General features: G+C 49.3%; 10 protein-coding genes and 1 pseudogene. 9 read left to right on the top strand and 2 right to left on the bottom strand.

Annotated features, from left to right (window positions below):
• The 4 genes and pseudogenes from etfA to KNV97_RS01625 all read left to right on the top strand — a co-directional run bounded on the left by etfA (nt 1) and on the right by KNV97_RS01625 (nt 4,026).
• Nucleotides 1–1,239, top strand: a complete 1,239-nt coding sequence (gene etfA, locus KNV97_RS01640; protein ID WP_136485700.1) for an electron transfer flavoprotein subunit alpha — start codon at nt 1–3, stop codon at nt 1,237–1,239.
• Complete coding sequence (gene etfB, locus KNV97_RS01635) at nt 1,229–2,026, top strand: electron transfer flavoprotein subunit beta (RefSeq protein ID WP_136485702.1); 798 nt, start codon at nt 1,229–1,231, stop codon at nt 2,024–2,026. The genes etfA and etfB overlap by 11 nt, the downstream gene beginning before the upstream one ends.
• A gap of 85 nt (nt 2,027–2,111) precedes the next feature.
• Nucleotides 2,112–3,712, top strand: a pseudogene (locus KNV97_RS01630) (BCCT family transporter).
• Nucleotides 3,713–3,777: 65 nt separating this feature from the next.
• A complete protein-coding gene (locus tag KNV97_RS01625) occupies nt 3,778–4,026 on the top strand; it encodes a hypothetical protein (RefSeq protein ID WP_136485706.1) in 249 nt (82 codons plus the stop codon).
• 406 nt (nt 4,027–4,432) lie between these two features.
• Here KNV97_RS01625 and KNV97_RS01620 read toward each other — a convergent pair whose 3' ends face one another.
• On the bottom strand, nt 4,433–5,701 hold the full coding sequence (locus KNV97_RS01620; RefSeq protein WP_136485708.1) for an aromatic ring-hydroxylating oxygenase subunit alpha: 1,269 nt from the start codon (nt 5,699–5,701) through the stop codon (nt 4,433–4,435).
• 456 nt (nt 5,702–6,157) lie between these two features.
• On the opposite strand from KNV97_RS01620, the gene KNV97_RS01615 reads away from it, so the two are divergent.
• The 5 genes from KNV97_RS01615 (at nt 6,158) to KNV97_RS01595 (ending at nt 13,558) form a co-directional block, all read left to right on the top strand.
• Entirely contained in the window at nt 6,158–7,147 is a 990-nt protein-coding gene (locus tag KNV97_RS01615) for a 2Fe-2S iron-sulfur cluster-binding protein (protein WP_407701877.1), read from the top strand.
• Nucleotides 7,148–7,552: 405 nt separating this feature from the next.
• Nucleotides 7,553–8,437, top strand: a complete 885-nt coding sequence (locus KNV97_RS01610; RefSeq protein ID WP_218561948.1) for a formate dehydrogenase accessory sulfurtransferase FdhD — start codon at nt 7,553–7,555, stop codon at nt 8,435–8,437.
• Nucleotides 8,438–8,450: 13 nt separating this feature from the next.
• Entirely contained in the window at nt 8,451–10,760 is a 2,310-nt protein-coding gene (locus tag KNV97_RS01605; RefSeq protein ID WP_218561947.1) for an FdhF/YdeP family oxidoreductase, read from the top strand.
• A gap of 244 nt (nt 10,761–11,004) precedes the next feature.
• Entirely contained in the window at nt 11,005–11,331 is a 327-nt protein-coding gene (locus KNV97_RS01600; RefSeq protein ID WP_218561946.1) for a cupin domain-containing protein, read from the top strand.
• Nucleotides 11,332–11,734: 403 nt separating this feature from the next.
• Complete coding sequence (locus KNV97_RS01595) at nt 11,735–13,558, top strand: diguanylate cyclase (RefSeq protein ID WP_218561945.1); 1,824 nt, start codon at nt 11,735–11,737, stop codon at nt 13,556–13,558.
• Between the two features lie 81 nt (nt 13,559–13,639).
• Here KNV97_RS01595 and KNV97_RS01590 read toward each other — a convergent pair whose 3' ends face one another.
• Nucleotides 13,640–14,434, bottom strand: a complete 795-nt coding sequence (locus tag KNV97_RS01590; protein ID WP_218561944.1) for an EAL domain-containing protein — start codon at nt 14,432–14,434, stop codon at nt 13,640–13,642.
• Nucleotides 14,435–14,682: the final 248 nt, after the last annotated feature.

Genomic DNA, 14,682 nt, shown 5'->3' with positions numbered 1-14,682 from the left:
ATGAGTGAATTTATTGTCCGACGTGACCGTCGTGCAGAATGGATTATGCGCAACCGACTGCATCCCCAGCACGACAGTTACATTACTTTACCGACCGAAGAACGCGGACCGAGCGGCCTGATTCGCCGCTACCCGCACCGGGTAGGATTTATCGGCCCGAATGGCATCAAACGTATTGACCGCCTGAACGGTACCAATGTGTCAGCTATGGGCGCTCGCAGTAAAGGCGCTGCTCAAGAAGTTGAGCTGCCACTGCATCAGGTGGCTAACCCGGACTTTTACGTTCTGGTGGTGCCGGATATGGCTGGTGGTCGTCTCTCGAGTCATGATCGTGATGTTCTGGGACAGGCGCACCAGTTAGTGAAACAACATGGTGGTAATGGCGCAGTGATGGCGGTTGTCCTGGGCTCACATCGTGAGACTCAGTTCGACACGGCGGGTGCCGACCGTCTTCTGCATCTGGATGATGAACGTTTCGACGCTTACTGTCCGGAGCTGAAGGCTGATGTACTGGCTCAGATTGATGGTCAGTTTGCGCCAAAACATTGGTTGTTCCCCGACAGCATTGCCGGCGGTTTTGAACTGGGCGCGCGCCTTGCCGCACTGATTCACGAACGTCCGGCTACTCAGGCGTGGCAGGTCAACAGTGAAGAAAGTGTTTGCCGTGCAGCCGGTGGCCGTCGCGATATTAAACGTAAAACACCACGCCTTCTGCTCCTGGCTGAAGAGTGTGCGGCTCAAATCGACGAAACGCGTCACGAAGCTCAGGCTGTGGAATTCAGCGCTGATCTTAAGCTCAAGGCGCAAATCGAAGACCTTGGTCCGATCGCGGTCGATCCGCAGGCGGTTCCTCTGGGCGAAGCGGAATTCATTCTGTCGGCGGGTAACGGTATCCACGATTGGGAGCAGTTCCATAAAGCAGCCGAAGTGCTCGGTGCAACAGAAGGCGCCAGCCGTGTGGCGGTCGATGATGGCTTTATGCCACGTAGCCGTCAGGTTGGTGCAACCGGTAGCTGGGTGACTGCCCGTGTGTATGTCGCGGTAGGTATCAGCGGTGCAGTACAGCACCTGCAGGGTATCGGTGGCTGTGAAAAAGTGATTGCGGTCAACACAGACTCTGGCTGTGACATGGTCAAACGCGCTGACTTGAGCGTGATTGTCGACAGTAACGAACTGCTGGCAGAACTGATCACGCTGATGGAGAACTACCAAAAGGAGGAGTTGAAGGATGCAGCTTAGAACTTCTGAATCATTAAATATCAGCACTCTGGTTTCGATTGGTGCGCATCCTGATTCCGGTCGCGCACGTCGGGCTATGACTGACTCGAGAGCTGTTGAGCTGGCGATGAATCTGGCGAACAGCAAACTGGAAGTCATCCATGCTGGTGACCCGCGCGATCCCGCGCTGGGTTACTACAGCGGCATGGGCCTAAGCCAAATCCGCGTACTGGCTCAGGAATCTAACGCTGATGCCATTGATACTCTGACCGAATATTTTACCGACAACATGCCCGACATCCTGTTGACAGGAACGCGCGCTGAAAGTGGTGAATCATCCGGTTTGTTGCCTTTCATTCTGGCTCAGCGTCTGCAGTGTCCGGTTGTAACCGGCATTGCGGAAATCATCAAAGTTGAAGACGGAATCGCGGAAGTGCTGCAGGCACTGCCGCGAGGTCAGCGCCGTGCGCTTAAAGTGACGTTACCTTTTGTTGCAACAGTGGATGTTGCCGCTAAAGCGCCACGACAAAGTGCATTTGGTATTGCCCGTCGTGCAGAAATCGATGTCAGCAACAGCACTGCAAACACGATTGATGAAGAGCGAATCAGTTGGGAGGAAACTCCCGCTAAACCTAAAGCTAAACGAATGAAAGTCGTAAAAGCAAAAACAGCAGCGGACCGCTTTAAAGCGGCGACTGCAAAAGCGGCCTCTTCAGGCGGTCAGGTTATGAAAGATCAGCCTGTCAGTGAAATGGCGAAGGCGGTCTTCGACCTACTGTTAGAAGAAGGTGTTATACGCCAAAAATAACGGTTCATTCGCGGTCACAGGAAGTACCGAATGAATTGGCCTTTGGGCGTGTTTAGAAGATTGATTAAATTCAAAGAGGGATCGAATGAAAACAATAGCAGGCTCTGCACCTAAGGGCCGCGCTAGTGTGTCGCGTGTCAAATATGACACTGACTACTGCGCGGGCCAGGACAATGTGAAGATCTGGGGAATGGATATTCACAACCCGGTGTTTGGTATCAGTGTCGGATTAATTTTGCTGTTCATTATTCTGACACTTGCTTTCCCGGAAGGCGCAAAAGACGTGCTGACTGTGGCACGCAACTGGTCAATCGAGAACTTTGACTGGTTGTTCATGGTTGGTTGTAACCTGTTTGTCGTGTTTTGTCTGGCACTACTGGTTTTACCTGTCGGCAAAATCCGTATCGGTGGTGTGGATGCTCGTCCGGAGTTTTCTACACTTTCCTGGTTCAGCATGCTGTTTGCTGCCGGTATGGGTATTGGCCTGATGTTCTGGAGTGTGGCGGAACCGGTTGCTTACTACACCGATTGGTATGGTACGCCGCTGAACGCCGCACCACTGACAGAGCAGGGTAAAGAGCTGGCTCTGAGTGCAACTATGTACCACTGGGGTCTGCATCCTTGGGCGATTTACGCTGTAGTCGGTCTGGCTTTGGCGTTTTTTGCTTATAACAAAGGGCTGCCTTTAACCATCCGCTCGGTATTTTACCCAATTCTGGGTGAGCGTTGCTGGGGACCTATCGGTAACTTTATCGATATCCTGGCGGTTCTGGCGACGATTTTCGGTCTGGCGACATCATTGGGCCTGGGTGCGCAGCAAGCCGCTGGCGGTCTGAGCTACCTGATGGGGACCGAAAACAGTATTGAACTCCAGATAGGCTTCATCGTTGTGGTTACCCTGATAGCCATTATTTCGGTATCACGCGGATTGGACGGTGGCATCAAAATCCTGAGTAACATGAATATGTTACTTGCGGTTGCTTTGATTGCTCTGCTGATCGCGATCGGCCCGACACTGGCTATCGGCGACACTATCGGCACTATCGTCACCGGTTACGCAGATAACTTCCTGCCGCTATCGAACTGGATTGGTCGTGAAGATGATACCTGGTTCCATGGCTGGACGGTGTTCTACTGGGCTTGGTGGGTTTCATGGTCACCATTTGTCGGTATGTTCATTGCCCGCGTGTCTAAAGGTCGTACTGTGCGTGAGTTCATTACTGCGGTACTGCTGGTCCCAACCCTGTTGACCGTTATCTGGATGGGCGTGATGGGGGGGCTGCACTCGACCAGGTGACTCATGGAGTCGGTGAACTGTCGAATGGTATTTCAGATGTGTCACAAGCTATGTTCCAGATGTTTGATAACTTACCGTTAACAACGTTATTATCAGTAATGGCGATTGTATTGGTTCTGTTGTTCTTCGTGACCTCATCTGACTCAGGCTCATTAGTCATCGACAGTATTACCGCTGGCGGTAAAACCGATGTACCGGTTGCGCAGCGAGTGTTGTGGGCATCTCTGGAAGGGGTGATTGCAATAGCACTGTTGCTGGGTGGCGGTTCTGAGGCGTTAACGGCATTGCAGGCCGGCGCTATCACAACAGGGTTACCGTTTACTGTCGTACTGATCATTATGTGCTGGAGCTTGTACCGTGGCCTGTGTACAGAAAAACACCTGTACTAAACTGCTATAACTTAATTAAGCTGGCCGCAAGGCCAGCTTTTGATTCACCAGGGAGAGAAAAATCAATGATGTATGCAGAACTGATCGATATGGATGATTTTATGTTGGTGATGACCAGACTAGGAATTACCACAGATGAACGACGTGACTTTGAGTACGTTACTTCCCGTATTGAGCAATGGCTGAATGAAGCCAGTGAAAAAGACTCACGCGAATTTTGGCAAACGATCGACGATATTGAAGAAGATGGCATCCTGTTGCCTGACGTCGAGAACATTATCCTTTGGAGTCGTAAATTGCCGATGGCCAGCTAATACCTTTTTGCTTGCTAATACACTATTGCCAGCGAATAGACGCTGTACGGAAAGTTAAGCCACGTTCTTGTCTGAGAGCGTGGCTTTTTAGTGACTAACGTTCGCCGTTCACTTCTGCCTGTTGGTTACGTGACGGTTTTCGAGACTTTGCGCTCATACCTGTTTTCTGCCACGTCGCTTTATGTCGTGCTTTCCCCTCATCCCATTTCCTTATCAACCGTGACCTTGTAAAACACGCCACAACTGTTTTTTATCCAGTGATAACCTTGAGTAAATAGCGCTGAGGGAACAGAGCTGGGGCATATAGTTGGGTGTCTGTGCTGCTGGTTTTGGCGGGCTTTAAAAAGCTGCAGATAAAACAAGGCCTCGCATAGCGAGGCCTCAATATTATCCTGACAAGCTAGGTTTATTTGCCATCCAGGTTGGTCAGGATGCGGTCTGAATACCAGTTCAGGAAGTCGATAACGCCAAACTCGTAAGTTTTCGAGTAAGGACCTGGCTGGTAACTCAGAGAGTTGATACCACGTTGGTTTTCTTCGCCCAGAATACGGTCCTGGTCATTGGTTGCATCCCAAACCTGGCGCAGACGCTCTGGATCGTAATCCACGCCTTCTACTGCATCTTTATGCACGAACCATTTGGTGGTAACCATAGATTCCTGAGCAGAGATAGGCAGTACGCGGAATACGATGAAGTGGTCGCTCTGCATGTGGTTCCATGAGTTAGGAAGGTGCAGAATACGCAGTGAACCAAGGTGACGGTTCTGGATACGACCCAGGGTCTTAGCACTACCCTGAGAGCCGTCGATGGTCATGACTTGAGTGCCTTCTTTCAGTGGCATACGGACCAAACGGTTGCGTTTACCAAAGTTTTTATGCTCGTGCGGAATGTTTTCGTCATCCCACTCTTTAGCCATGCGGGCACAGTAGTCAAGGAACTCTTGAGATGCTCGTGGGTCAGTCGTGTCATCCCACTCCAGCAGTGTGTTCAGCAGCTCAGGGTGGCTACCGGCACAGTGGTAACATTCGCGATTATTCTCGAGAACCAGTTTCCAGTTCGCTTTTTCATACATGTTAGACTCAACAGCCAGTTTGGTGTTTTCAACGTCGTAAGGAGCCATGTATTCGTCAAGCGTTGCCAGGAATTCATCGAAGTCTGAATCCGGAGCGTTTTCGCCCAGACAAACGAAGATGAAGCCGCCTGCGGTTTTACAGTGAACTGAACGCAGTTTGTGGTCGCCGATGTTAAAGTCGTCGCCCATTTCTGTACCTGCGTACAGAAGGTTACCTTTGGTATTGTAAGTCCATTGGTGATAAGGACATACCAAGTTGGCAACTTTGCCACGGTGTTCTGTACAGATACGAGAACCACGGTGACGACACGAGTTATGGAAGGCGTTTACTGAACCATCAGCATCACGCACAATCAGAACTGGGCTTTGAGCAATTTCAACGGTGAAGTAATCGCCTTTTCCTGGAATTTCGCTTGTCATACCGACAAACAGCCACTCTTTGTGGAAGATTTCTTCAACATCAATACGGAACAAGAACGGGTCGTTATACAACGGACGTGGGAGTGAGTAATCCGGTTTACGGTCACTCAGTAGCTTGGTCATTTCAGTGCGAGCCATGTCCAGGTTCGCGTAGCTGATATTTAATAAGTCGTTTTGTGTCATTGCTACTGTCTTCTTCTCGGAATTGTGGGTAATACGCCCGAGTAGGGCTTCCTTGCTAATGACCCAACTCCAGCCCAAAACAACAGGGAGCGAGTATGTGTCTGACCGTATCCTGCATCAATGTAAAAACCAGCAATAGTCTATTCACGACATTAAATGATGCTGTTTGAGACAAGCCTGAAAAAAAGCCGAAATTGGTGACTTTTTTAGACAACCCAGTGTCGTAAACGGATAACTGCCTATTACGTTATGGCTAAACAATACAGCCAACCCCAAGGAGGGATAATAACTATTCAAACCGTTGCGGAGATGCCGGACATGACTACTACGAATAATGCACTCGCCACCAATGGCGCTTTTATACCCGTTACGACACAGACTTGGAGCAACGGCCGACACGTCGTCAGGTGTGTAAAGACGATTCAGGAGACGTGGGATACTAAAACCTTCTGTTTCATGGCTGAACAGCCAATTATGTTCTTCTTCAAACCAGGTCAGTTCGTGACGCTGGAATTAGAGATTGGCGGAGAGCAAATCTTCCGCTCTTATACGATCTCCAGTTCACCATCCGTACCTTACAGCTTCTCAATCACAGTAAAACGTGTTCCGGGTGGTTTCGTTTCAAACTGGATTCATGACAACATGGATGTGGGCACTGAGCTTGCAGTGCATGGTCCGGTTGGTGCGTTTAACAGTATTGATTTCCCGTCAGAAAAAGTTCTGCTTCTATCTGGTGGTGTCGGTATTACCCCTTTGATGTCGATGGCTCGCTGGGCTTACGACACCAATACCGATGTTGATGTTGCTTTCGTACACAGTGCACGTACTCCACGTGACCTGATCTTCCATCGTGAACTGGAGTTCATGTCATCTCGTATCTCTAACTTCCATTTGCATTTGATTTGTGAGCGTCTGGAATCTGGCCAAAACTGGTCGGGTTACCGCGGTTATCTTGATGAAGCAAAACTGAAGATGATGGCTCCGGATTTTATGGAGCGCGAAGTGTTCTGTTGTGGTCCGACACCGTACATGAGAGCGGTCAAGAGCATGCTGGAAAACCTGGGTTTTGACATGGATCGCTACCATGAAGAAGCGTTCGGTCCAACTCCTGAGGCCGTCGAAGAGCAGGTTGTTCACGATGCAGAAATGGCGGCTGAAGAGGCGGATGCTATTCTGCCAAGTGACATGATTGAAGTCGTGTTTACTAATAGCGACAAATGTGTACAAATCGCCCCGGGTGAAACGGTTCACGCAGCTGCCGCTAAAGCGGGCCTTACTATCCCGAAAGCGTGTGGTATGGGTATCTGTGGTACCTGTAAAGTTAAAAAGGTCAGTGGTAGCGTCGAAATGGCCCACAACGGTGGTATCACCGATGAGGATGTCGAAGACGGATACATCTTGTCTTGCTGTAGTATTCCAAACGACAACGTTGTTGTTGAATACTAAGCAAAGTCATAGACACTGAGTCATGATAAACACCCGGTTGCAGCAATGCAGCTGGGTGTTTCAATAATGAAATGTTAATTTATAATTATGACCTTCATTGCATACTTAGTGCTAATGTGACGCAATCTGCACCGATATAGCTAAAATAACGTGAAATATTAATATAAAACAACATGATCGCAGAATATGGGTGACTTGACCCGATTTAGGGTGAAGAGTAATTTCAGCTATCTGTGTCATATACAGTTCTCGCTCTTAACCATTAGTCCATTAACCATTAGTCCACGGGTATGAATACCTGATTGTTTTGTCCGGGGATTCGTGTTTAGAGTTTATCGACAGCAACCTGCGGACTATGGTTACGTACGGACTATGGTTAAAAGACGTTGACCAGTAATTAGAATCATGCCGGAAAAAACTGCCAATTCATCTCGTCGCACATCGTCGGATGGAATAAGTCGTGTTTATCGCCAGCGTTTCGATCATGAAACCGGACTGCACATCGAACACGATCCTCTTGCTATCGAAGAACCATTGCAGATCAGTTTGCAGTGGCAGGATCCTGACTCGAAAAAACGGCATATTGAAGAGTGGAGTGTCACTATGCGCACGCCGGGTGACGACGCTCATTTAATCCGTGGTTTGCTGTACTCACAGCAGGTGATTATGCATTTTGATCAGATTCTGGCGATCGAGCTGGCCGATGATGAGGCGTGTAATGCTGAAAATCACTGGTTAGTAACGCTGGATCATGCTCAGGCTCACGCGATGGATAATCAGACCCGGCGTTATATCAGCCAGTCGAGTTGTGGTGTTTGCGGGGTAACTTCAATGCGGGCGCTCAGTCTGCAAAGAGAAATCAGCGTAGACAACAGCGTTGAATGGCTTGATGTTGCCACGGTTAGCGCCATGCCGGAACTACTGTCTGCTCAGCAGCCTTTATTTGCGGCAACAGGCGCGGTGCATGGTGCCGGTTACTTCGCTGACGGTAAGCTGATTGCTGTCGCTGAAGATGTCGGCAGACATAATGCGGTGGATAAACTGATCGGCAGACTGATGCATCAACAGCTGTTGCAGCCGCAGGGGATTCTGGTTTTGAGTGGTCGGGTCAGCTTTGAACTCATGCAAAAGGCTGCCATAGCGGGCATCGCTGTGGTAGTGGCAGTGGGCGCACCGTCACGTTTAGCGGTTGATATGGCGCGCCAATTTGATATGACACTTATCGGCTTTACCAAACGCCACCGGTTCAATATTTACCACGGGCATACCCGGTTGCGGTCAGTGAAATAGTGAGAAGAATACTATGAGCATTAAACAATACACAGGATCAGCCGGCGGATGGGGCGCTTTGAAAAGTACTGCGCAACATCTGTTTAAAAGTAATAACGTCGCAAAAAACATCTCTAACTTGCTCAAGACTAATCAGGATCACGGATTCGACTGTCCCGGATGTGCCTGGGGAGAAAAACATGAACCGGGCCGCTTTCGTTTCTGTGAAAACGGAGCTAAGGCGGTCAACTGGGAAGCGACTTCGCGCCGTGTCGGCGCTGATTTCTTCCAGCAATATTCAGTGAGCTGGCTCAATAAACAGAGCGATTATTTCCTCGAATATCAGGGGCGCCTGGCAGAGCCGATGCGCTACAATGCGCAGACCGATCACTATGAACCTGTCAGCTGGGATGAAGCGTTTGAGTTAATTGCCCGCCATCTCAACAGCCTGGATGACCCAAACCAGGCTGAGTTCTACACTTCAGGTCGTGCCAGTAACGAAGCCGCCTTCTTATACCAGTTATTTGCCCGACGTTTCGGTACCAATAATTTCCCGGACTGTTCCAACATGTGTCATGAAGCGACCGGTGTTGCTTTGTCACGCACCATAGGTATCGGTAAAGGGACCGTAACCATTGATGACTTTGAAAAAGCCGATGCGATCTTCCTGTTTGGTCAAAACCCGGGAACGAACCACCCGCGTATGCTGGAAACCCTGGCCGCTGCGTATAAGCGTGGCGCTCGCGTGGTGGCATTCAATAATCTCAAAGAGCGTGGCCTGGAGCGTTTTACCAATCCGCAAAGTCCGTTTGAAATGCTGAGTAACGGTTCAACGCCGACCACCAGCCACTATTTTATGCCTAAATTGGGCGGTGATATGGCCGTGGTTCGCGGTTTGGTCAAGATCCTGCTGGCCCGTCATGAACAGGCCCAGACCCGCGGCGAGTCCTTGTTTGATCTCGATTTCATCGCTCAGCATACCGAAGGGATGGATGCTTATCTTGAAATGGTAAAAGCGACTCCATGGGAGACGATCCTGGAGCAATCCGGTCTGACCCAGAACGATCTCGAAGCGGCGGCTGATATTTATCAGGGAGCCAAGCGCGTTATCGTGACCTGGGCCATGGGGGTTACCCAGCATAAGCATTCGGTTGCGACCATTCAGGAGCTGGTGAATCTGCAACTGCTGTTTGGTCATTTAGGCGAGAACGGGGCAGGTTTGTGTCCGGTGCGCGGCCACTCGAATGTTCAGGGTGACCGCACTGTGGGGATTAACGAGAAACCACCTGCGTTGCTGCTGGAGAATATCGAAAAAGTGTTCGGCTTTGTACCACCGAAAGAGCATGGTCACAATGTTGTTAATGCTTTGCAGGCATTACATCGTGGTGACAGCAAGGTCTTTATTGGGCTGGGAGGTAACCTGGTTGCTGCCGCTCCTGACACCGACCGAGTGGCCGAAGCGATGCGTAACAGCAATTTGACGGTAAATATTGCCACCAAGCTTAACCGCAGCCACGTTAATCCGGGTAAAGACTCTCTGATTCTGCCTTGTCTTGGCCGCACGGATATCGACATGCAAGCCGCTGGCCCGCAGAAAGTGACCGTTGAGGACTCGTTCTCTATGGTGCATGCATCATCAGGTCGTGTGGATATGGCCGGCGAACAGATGCGATCTGAGCCTGCGATCATCGCCGGTATCGCTAAGGCTACGCTGGGTGAAAATAATCCGGTAAACTGGCAGTCGATGGCGGACAATTACGACAATATCCGTGATCTGATTGAGCGTGTTATTCCCGGCTTCCAAGACTTCAACCAGCGCATTGAAGGCCCGGGAGGGTTCTATCTCGGTAACTCGGCTCGTGACCATAACTGGAAAACGCCGAGTGGCAAAGCTCAAATCAGCACCAATGCGTTGCCGCAGTCGATTGTTCCGTTAAACACGGCGGCAATGACTAAGAAGCCGGTATTCGTGTTGCAGACCATGCGTTCACACGATCAGTACAACACGACAGTGTATGGTATGAATGACCGTTACCGTGGCGTATATGGTGAACGTAATATTATCTTTATGAATGAGAAAGACATTGAACAACAGGGCTTTAAAGCCGGTGACTTGGTTGATGTTCAAACCTTGTGGACTGACAACACCAAACGGGAAATTTTTGGCTTCAAGATTGTTGCTTACAACATTCCGCAAGGTAACGTGGCGGCTTATTTCCCTGAAGCGAATGCGTTGATTCCGCTCGACAGTAAGGGGGATTTCAGTGATACCCCGACCTCAAAATCAATCGCAGTGCTGATAACACCAACCAAAGTCGCGCCGTTACTGGCCACCGCACAGTAAATCGTCAGATGATAAAACCCACTTCACCGTGGGTTTTATTTTTTCCTGCGACACCCTTCCTACTGGAAGCTGTAGCGGTGTTGGCTGCATTCGTTCACCCCAATCACCGCATTCACATCGTCTATTATGCTCATGAGGATTCACTCATTTACCGCCACCTGTAACTCCAGGTAGTTTGGGTATATGCTGAGTAAATGCCAGCCTTTTCAGTAAGGTTGCTACTCGAAGTCCGCATCTGGAGATCTTGATGAACATTTTTGCAGATATTCCCGACCAACTACCTGAAGAGCAATTTACCAACTTATGCCGCGGGCAAAATATGCGTATTGAGCGTATTGTTTCTCACGGCCACACTTCACCCACGCAAGGCTGGTACGATCAGGATGCAGATGAATGGGTGATCGTCCTGTCCGGACATGCCAGGCTCGAATTTGAAAATGGTGGTATGCAGGAGTTAAGTGCCGGTGATTACATCAATATTCCTACTCATGTTCGTCATCGGGTCGCTTATACTGACCCCGATGAAATCACTGTATGGCTGGCGGTATTTTATCTGGCCGTCGAGTCGTGAATCTTTACCGGTTTGGTAGAGCGTGATACGGATTAAGTGACATTGTCACGCAATGCGTACTATGATTTTCATGCCAGAGTAACCGTTGGGGCTGGAATGCCGAGGGAATCTGTTTATAGTATGTTATGCGACTAAAATTCACCAATTGGCGGTGAAAGTGTGCTTAAAAGATGCGAAATAGCGAAGATAGCCAATAAAATCATATCGGTTTTATCGTATGAGCCGATATAATGATGCCTCATGACTCATATAACTCGTTAGATCTGGACCATAAGCCGTGATCGCTTTATTACCGCATCAAACTTTTTACACAGCATTATCAACCCTTTGGTACCCGGACTCTGTCCACCACCAACAGGGCATTAACGCGTGTTCGCAGCCTGGCAAGTTACTGGTCAGATTAATGACCTGCCTGCTGTTGCTCGTCTGCACACCTCTGTTTGCTCACTCTCATTTAGTGTTACAGGACAGCAGTGCCAGATCGATAAACCTGAGTGGTAAAGCGCAATATTTTTACGATGCCTCAGGGCTGCTTTCAATTGATCAGATTCGCCAGATACCGCAACAGTTTATCGATACCAGGGATACTCAGGAAATGAATTTTGGTTATCTCACCGGAGCAGTATGGATCAAACTAGAGGTTCAATCGGAGTTAAGCCGACAAGAAAACTGGGTGTTTGAGTTTCAGCATGCCTATTTAAACAATGTCGATGCTTATTACGTGACGAACGGCAAAGTGCAGTCTTTCCATGCCGGACGTTATGTGCCTATTGACCAATGGCCTTTGGCGGATCGCAAACCGGCTTTTCCGATTATCTTTACTCCGCAACAAAACGTCACTATCTATATGCGCGGTAAAGGCAACGCAGCGTTGGCAATGGGCGTCGAACTGGTTGATCAGCAGGCTTACGCCAGATCCAGTAATCTCAATCTGATATTGTTGTCGCTCTACTATGGAGCCTTGGTTGCGCTTGGCTGTTACAACCTGCTGTTATTTTTCGGAATGCGACAGCGTATCTTTCTGCTTTACGCCAGTTTTGTCCTGACCTTTGCACTAGCTGCTGCGAGCATGAATGGCATTGCCAATTTGTTGCTGTGGCCGCAAGCCGCGGAAGCAGCAGATAAAGTGCTGCCAACCGGTTTCAGTATTTCCGCGACCCTGGCTGTCATGTTTGCACGTCGCTTTCTCAGTCTGGACAGCTATGCTCCACGTTGGGATAAGCTGTTGCAAGTGGTGACAGTGTTGTGGGGGGGATGTGTGTGTGCCACCATGCTGGTTAACAGCCAGACTGCGATTGAAATCATGTCTGTACAGGCGGTACTAACGACCATCACGCTATTGTCTGCCGGTGTTGCTGCGGTGCGTTTGCATGTTCCGGCGGCCCGGTTATTTGTGCTGGCCTGGAGTCTGCTGCTGGTGGGAACGTCCTTACTTTCTATTCGCAATACCGGTTTGATCCCATCTAACTTTTTCACTGTGTTTAGTATGCAGATTGGCTCTGTGGTTGAGATGCTGTTGCTCTCTTTTGCCTTGGCCGCAAAATTTAACGATATGAAACGACAAAAAGAGCGCGCGCAAGCTGAACTACTGAAAACCCTTACTGAGCAAGAAAAAGTGCTGGAGACCCGGGTCGTGGAACGCACTACAGAACTGGAGCAGGCGAAACGGCAACTGGAAGTGTTTGTGACCCGAGACAGCCTGACCGGTGTACTCAACCGACGGGGCCTGGATCGCTGTTTTGACCAGATGAAACTGCGCTTTAACCGCCCCGGTCATACCATTGCCGTTATGCTGATTGATTTGGATGAATTCAAGCCGGTCAATGACCAGTTCGGGCACCAGGCTGGCGATATACTGCTGCGCGAAATAGCGCAGCGGATGCAAAGCCTGCTCGGGACCACGGTGTGTCTGGGGCGTCTTGGCGGCGATGAGTTTGTGGTTATGATTGACGGAGACGAGATTGAATCACTCGCCGCACTGCAGGTTAAAGGTCGGCAGCTCCTGGAATCGATGGCCCGGCCGGTTTTTGTGGCGCCTGATGTGGAAGTCCAGGTTAAAGCCAGTATTGGTATTTATTACTGTCAAATCGCTAATCATCAGTTTTCGTCTGCTCTGCGAAATGCCGATATGGCGATGTATCAGGTTAAGCATCGCAGCAAAAATGATATTCAGCTAATTAGCGATAACGATGGCGAGGGAATGGTTTTACCTGAGCAAAACGCCTGATTTCTGCTCAGGCATTTTTTGTGTTTCAGCTGGCTTTGTTCACTTACTTAGTGACGGTCGTGTGTCAAGGTATTACGGAGCCTACTGGCCAACAGCAAGTGCAATACGCTGATTGACTGCTTCCGGCAGGCCAAGGTAATACCCCTGATAGCCATAGAGAGCAAGTGCAGTCATTGCCTGAAATTGTTGCTCTGTTTCAATGCCTTCCGCTATGACGATGGCATGATGGTTCCGGGCGGTTTGCACGGCACTCAGCAGTGGCGACTGTATGCCCGCCATATAATCGACCAGTAACTGCCTATCCAGTTTGATAATGTCCGGGTTGAGCAGCTCCACGCGTTCGGCTGTTGATGCATTACAACCAAAATCATCGATCGCTATCTGATATCCGAGATTCGACAGCCATTGAGCGGTAGTTTGTAAACGCTGCTCGTTGTCCGAATCGACTTCAATGAATTCCATCACTATCTGCGAGGGGCTCAGTCCTAATCCCTTTACCTTGTGCGTCAGATCTTTGTGATGCTGCTGTTGCTGAATGGATGAGCCGCTGAGTGGTAAGGTATTCAAAAATAATTTGCCCGATCGGTGTGACGATATAGCGAAGTTGTGGAGGTGCAACATGCGGCTCAGATATTCGATGTTCAATTTATCAGCCAGTGAAACGCGTTCAGAGTGGAAAAACAGATCCGGTCTGAGAGCAGAGCCATCGGGCAGGTAGATTCGTAGCAGAGCTTCGACCCCGATAACCAGATTATGACGGGTCACAATCGGCTGAAAGACGCTTTGTAAAGTGATGTGACGATAATGCGCAATGTAGTGGCCGTCTTCGCAGTAGGACAGGTATTGTTTAAGTGGCGCATCGCTAGGGCTAATCATACTGCTGTTTTTGAATCCTTACTTACTCACGCACGCTTCGTTTTGCCTAGCATAGGGAGGGCTTAGGCGGTTGTTTAGTTTGTGAGTGTCGTTCACTGCTTTTGAACAGTTAATGTTTAATAACTCATCATTAAACAGTTGCTTAGTTGCATTTTTATGAAAATGACACATAAATTGATGAAACGACAGGAGCGCAAGATAGCTACTGTTTGTCAAAGAAATTACTGCTTGTCAAAGAAATCACTGTT

Origin of the sequence: Vibrio ostreae, from assembly GCF_019226825.1 — a bacterium.
GTDB classification, from domain to species: domain Bacteria; phylum Pseudomonadota; class Gammaproteobacteria; order Enterobacterales; family Vibrionaceae; genus Vibrio; species Vibrio ostreae.
Note: the sequence above shows the minus strand (reverse complement) of the source record. Positions and strands in the feature narration are given on the sequence as shown.

Bases quoted from the DNA above. Each gene is read 5' to 3' on its own strand.
- etfA (WP_136485700.1), top strand. From the start codon at position 1: ATGAGTGAATTTATTGTCCGACGTGACCGTCGTGCAGAATGGATTATG.
- etfB (WP_136485702.1), top strand. From the start codon at position 1,229: ATGCAGCTTAGAACTTCTGAATCATTAAATATCAGCACTCTGGTTTCG.
- KNV97_RS01625 (WP_136485706.1), top strand. From the start codon at position 3,778: ATGATGTATGCAGAACTGATCGATATGGATGATTTTATGTTGGTGATG.
- KNV97_RS01620 (WP_136485708.1), bottom strand. From the start codon at position 5,701: ATGACACAAAACGACTTATTAAATATCAGCTACGCGAACCTGGACATG.
- KNV97_RS01615 (WP_407701877.1), top strand. From the start codon at position 6,158: ATGGCTGAACAGCCAATTATGTTCTTCTTCAAACCAGGTCAGTTCGTG.
- KNV97_RS01610 (WP_218561948.1), top strand. From the start codon at position 7,553: ATGCCGGAAAAAACTGCCAATTCATCTCGTCGCACATCGTCGGATGGA.
- KNV97_RS01605 (WP_218561947.1), top strand. From the start codon at position 8,451: ATGAGCATTAAACAATACACAGGATCAGCCGGCGGATGGGGCGCTTTG.
- KNV97_RS01595 (WP_218561945.1), top strand. From the start codon at position 11,735: ATGACCTGCCTGCTGTTGCTCGTCTGCACACCTCTGTTTGCTCACTCT.
- KNV97_RS01590 (WP_218561944.1), bottom strand. From the start codon at position 14,434: ATGATTAGCCCTAGCGATGCGCCACTTAAACAATACCTGTCCTACTGC.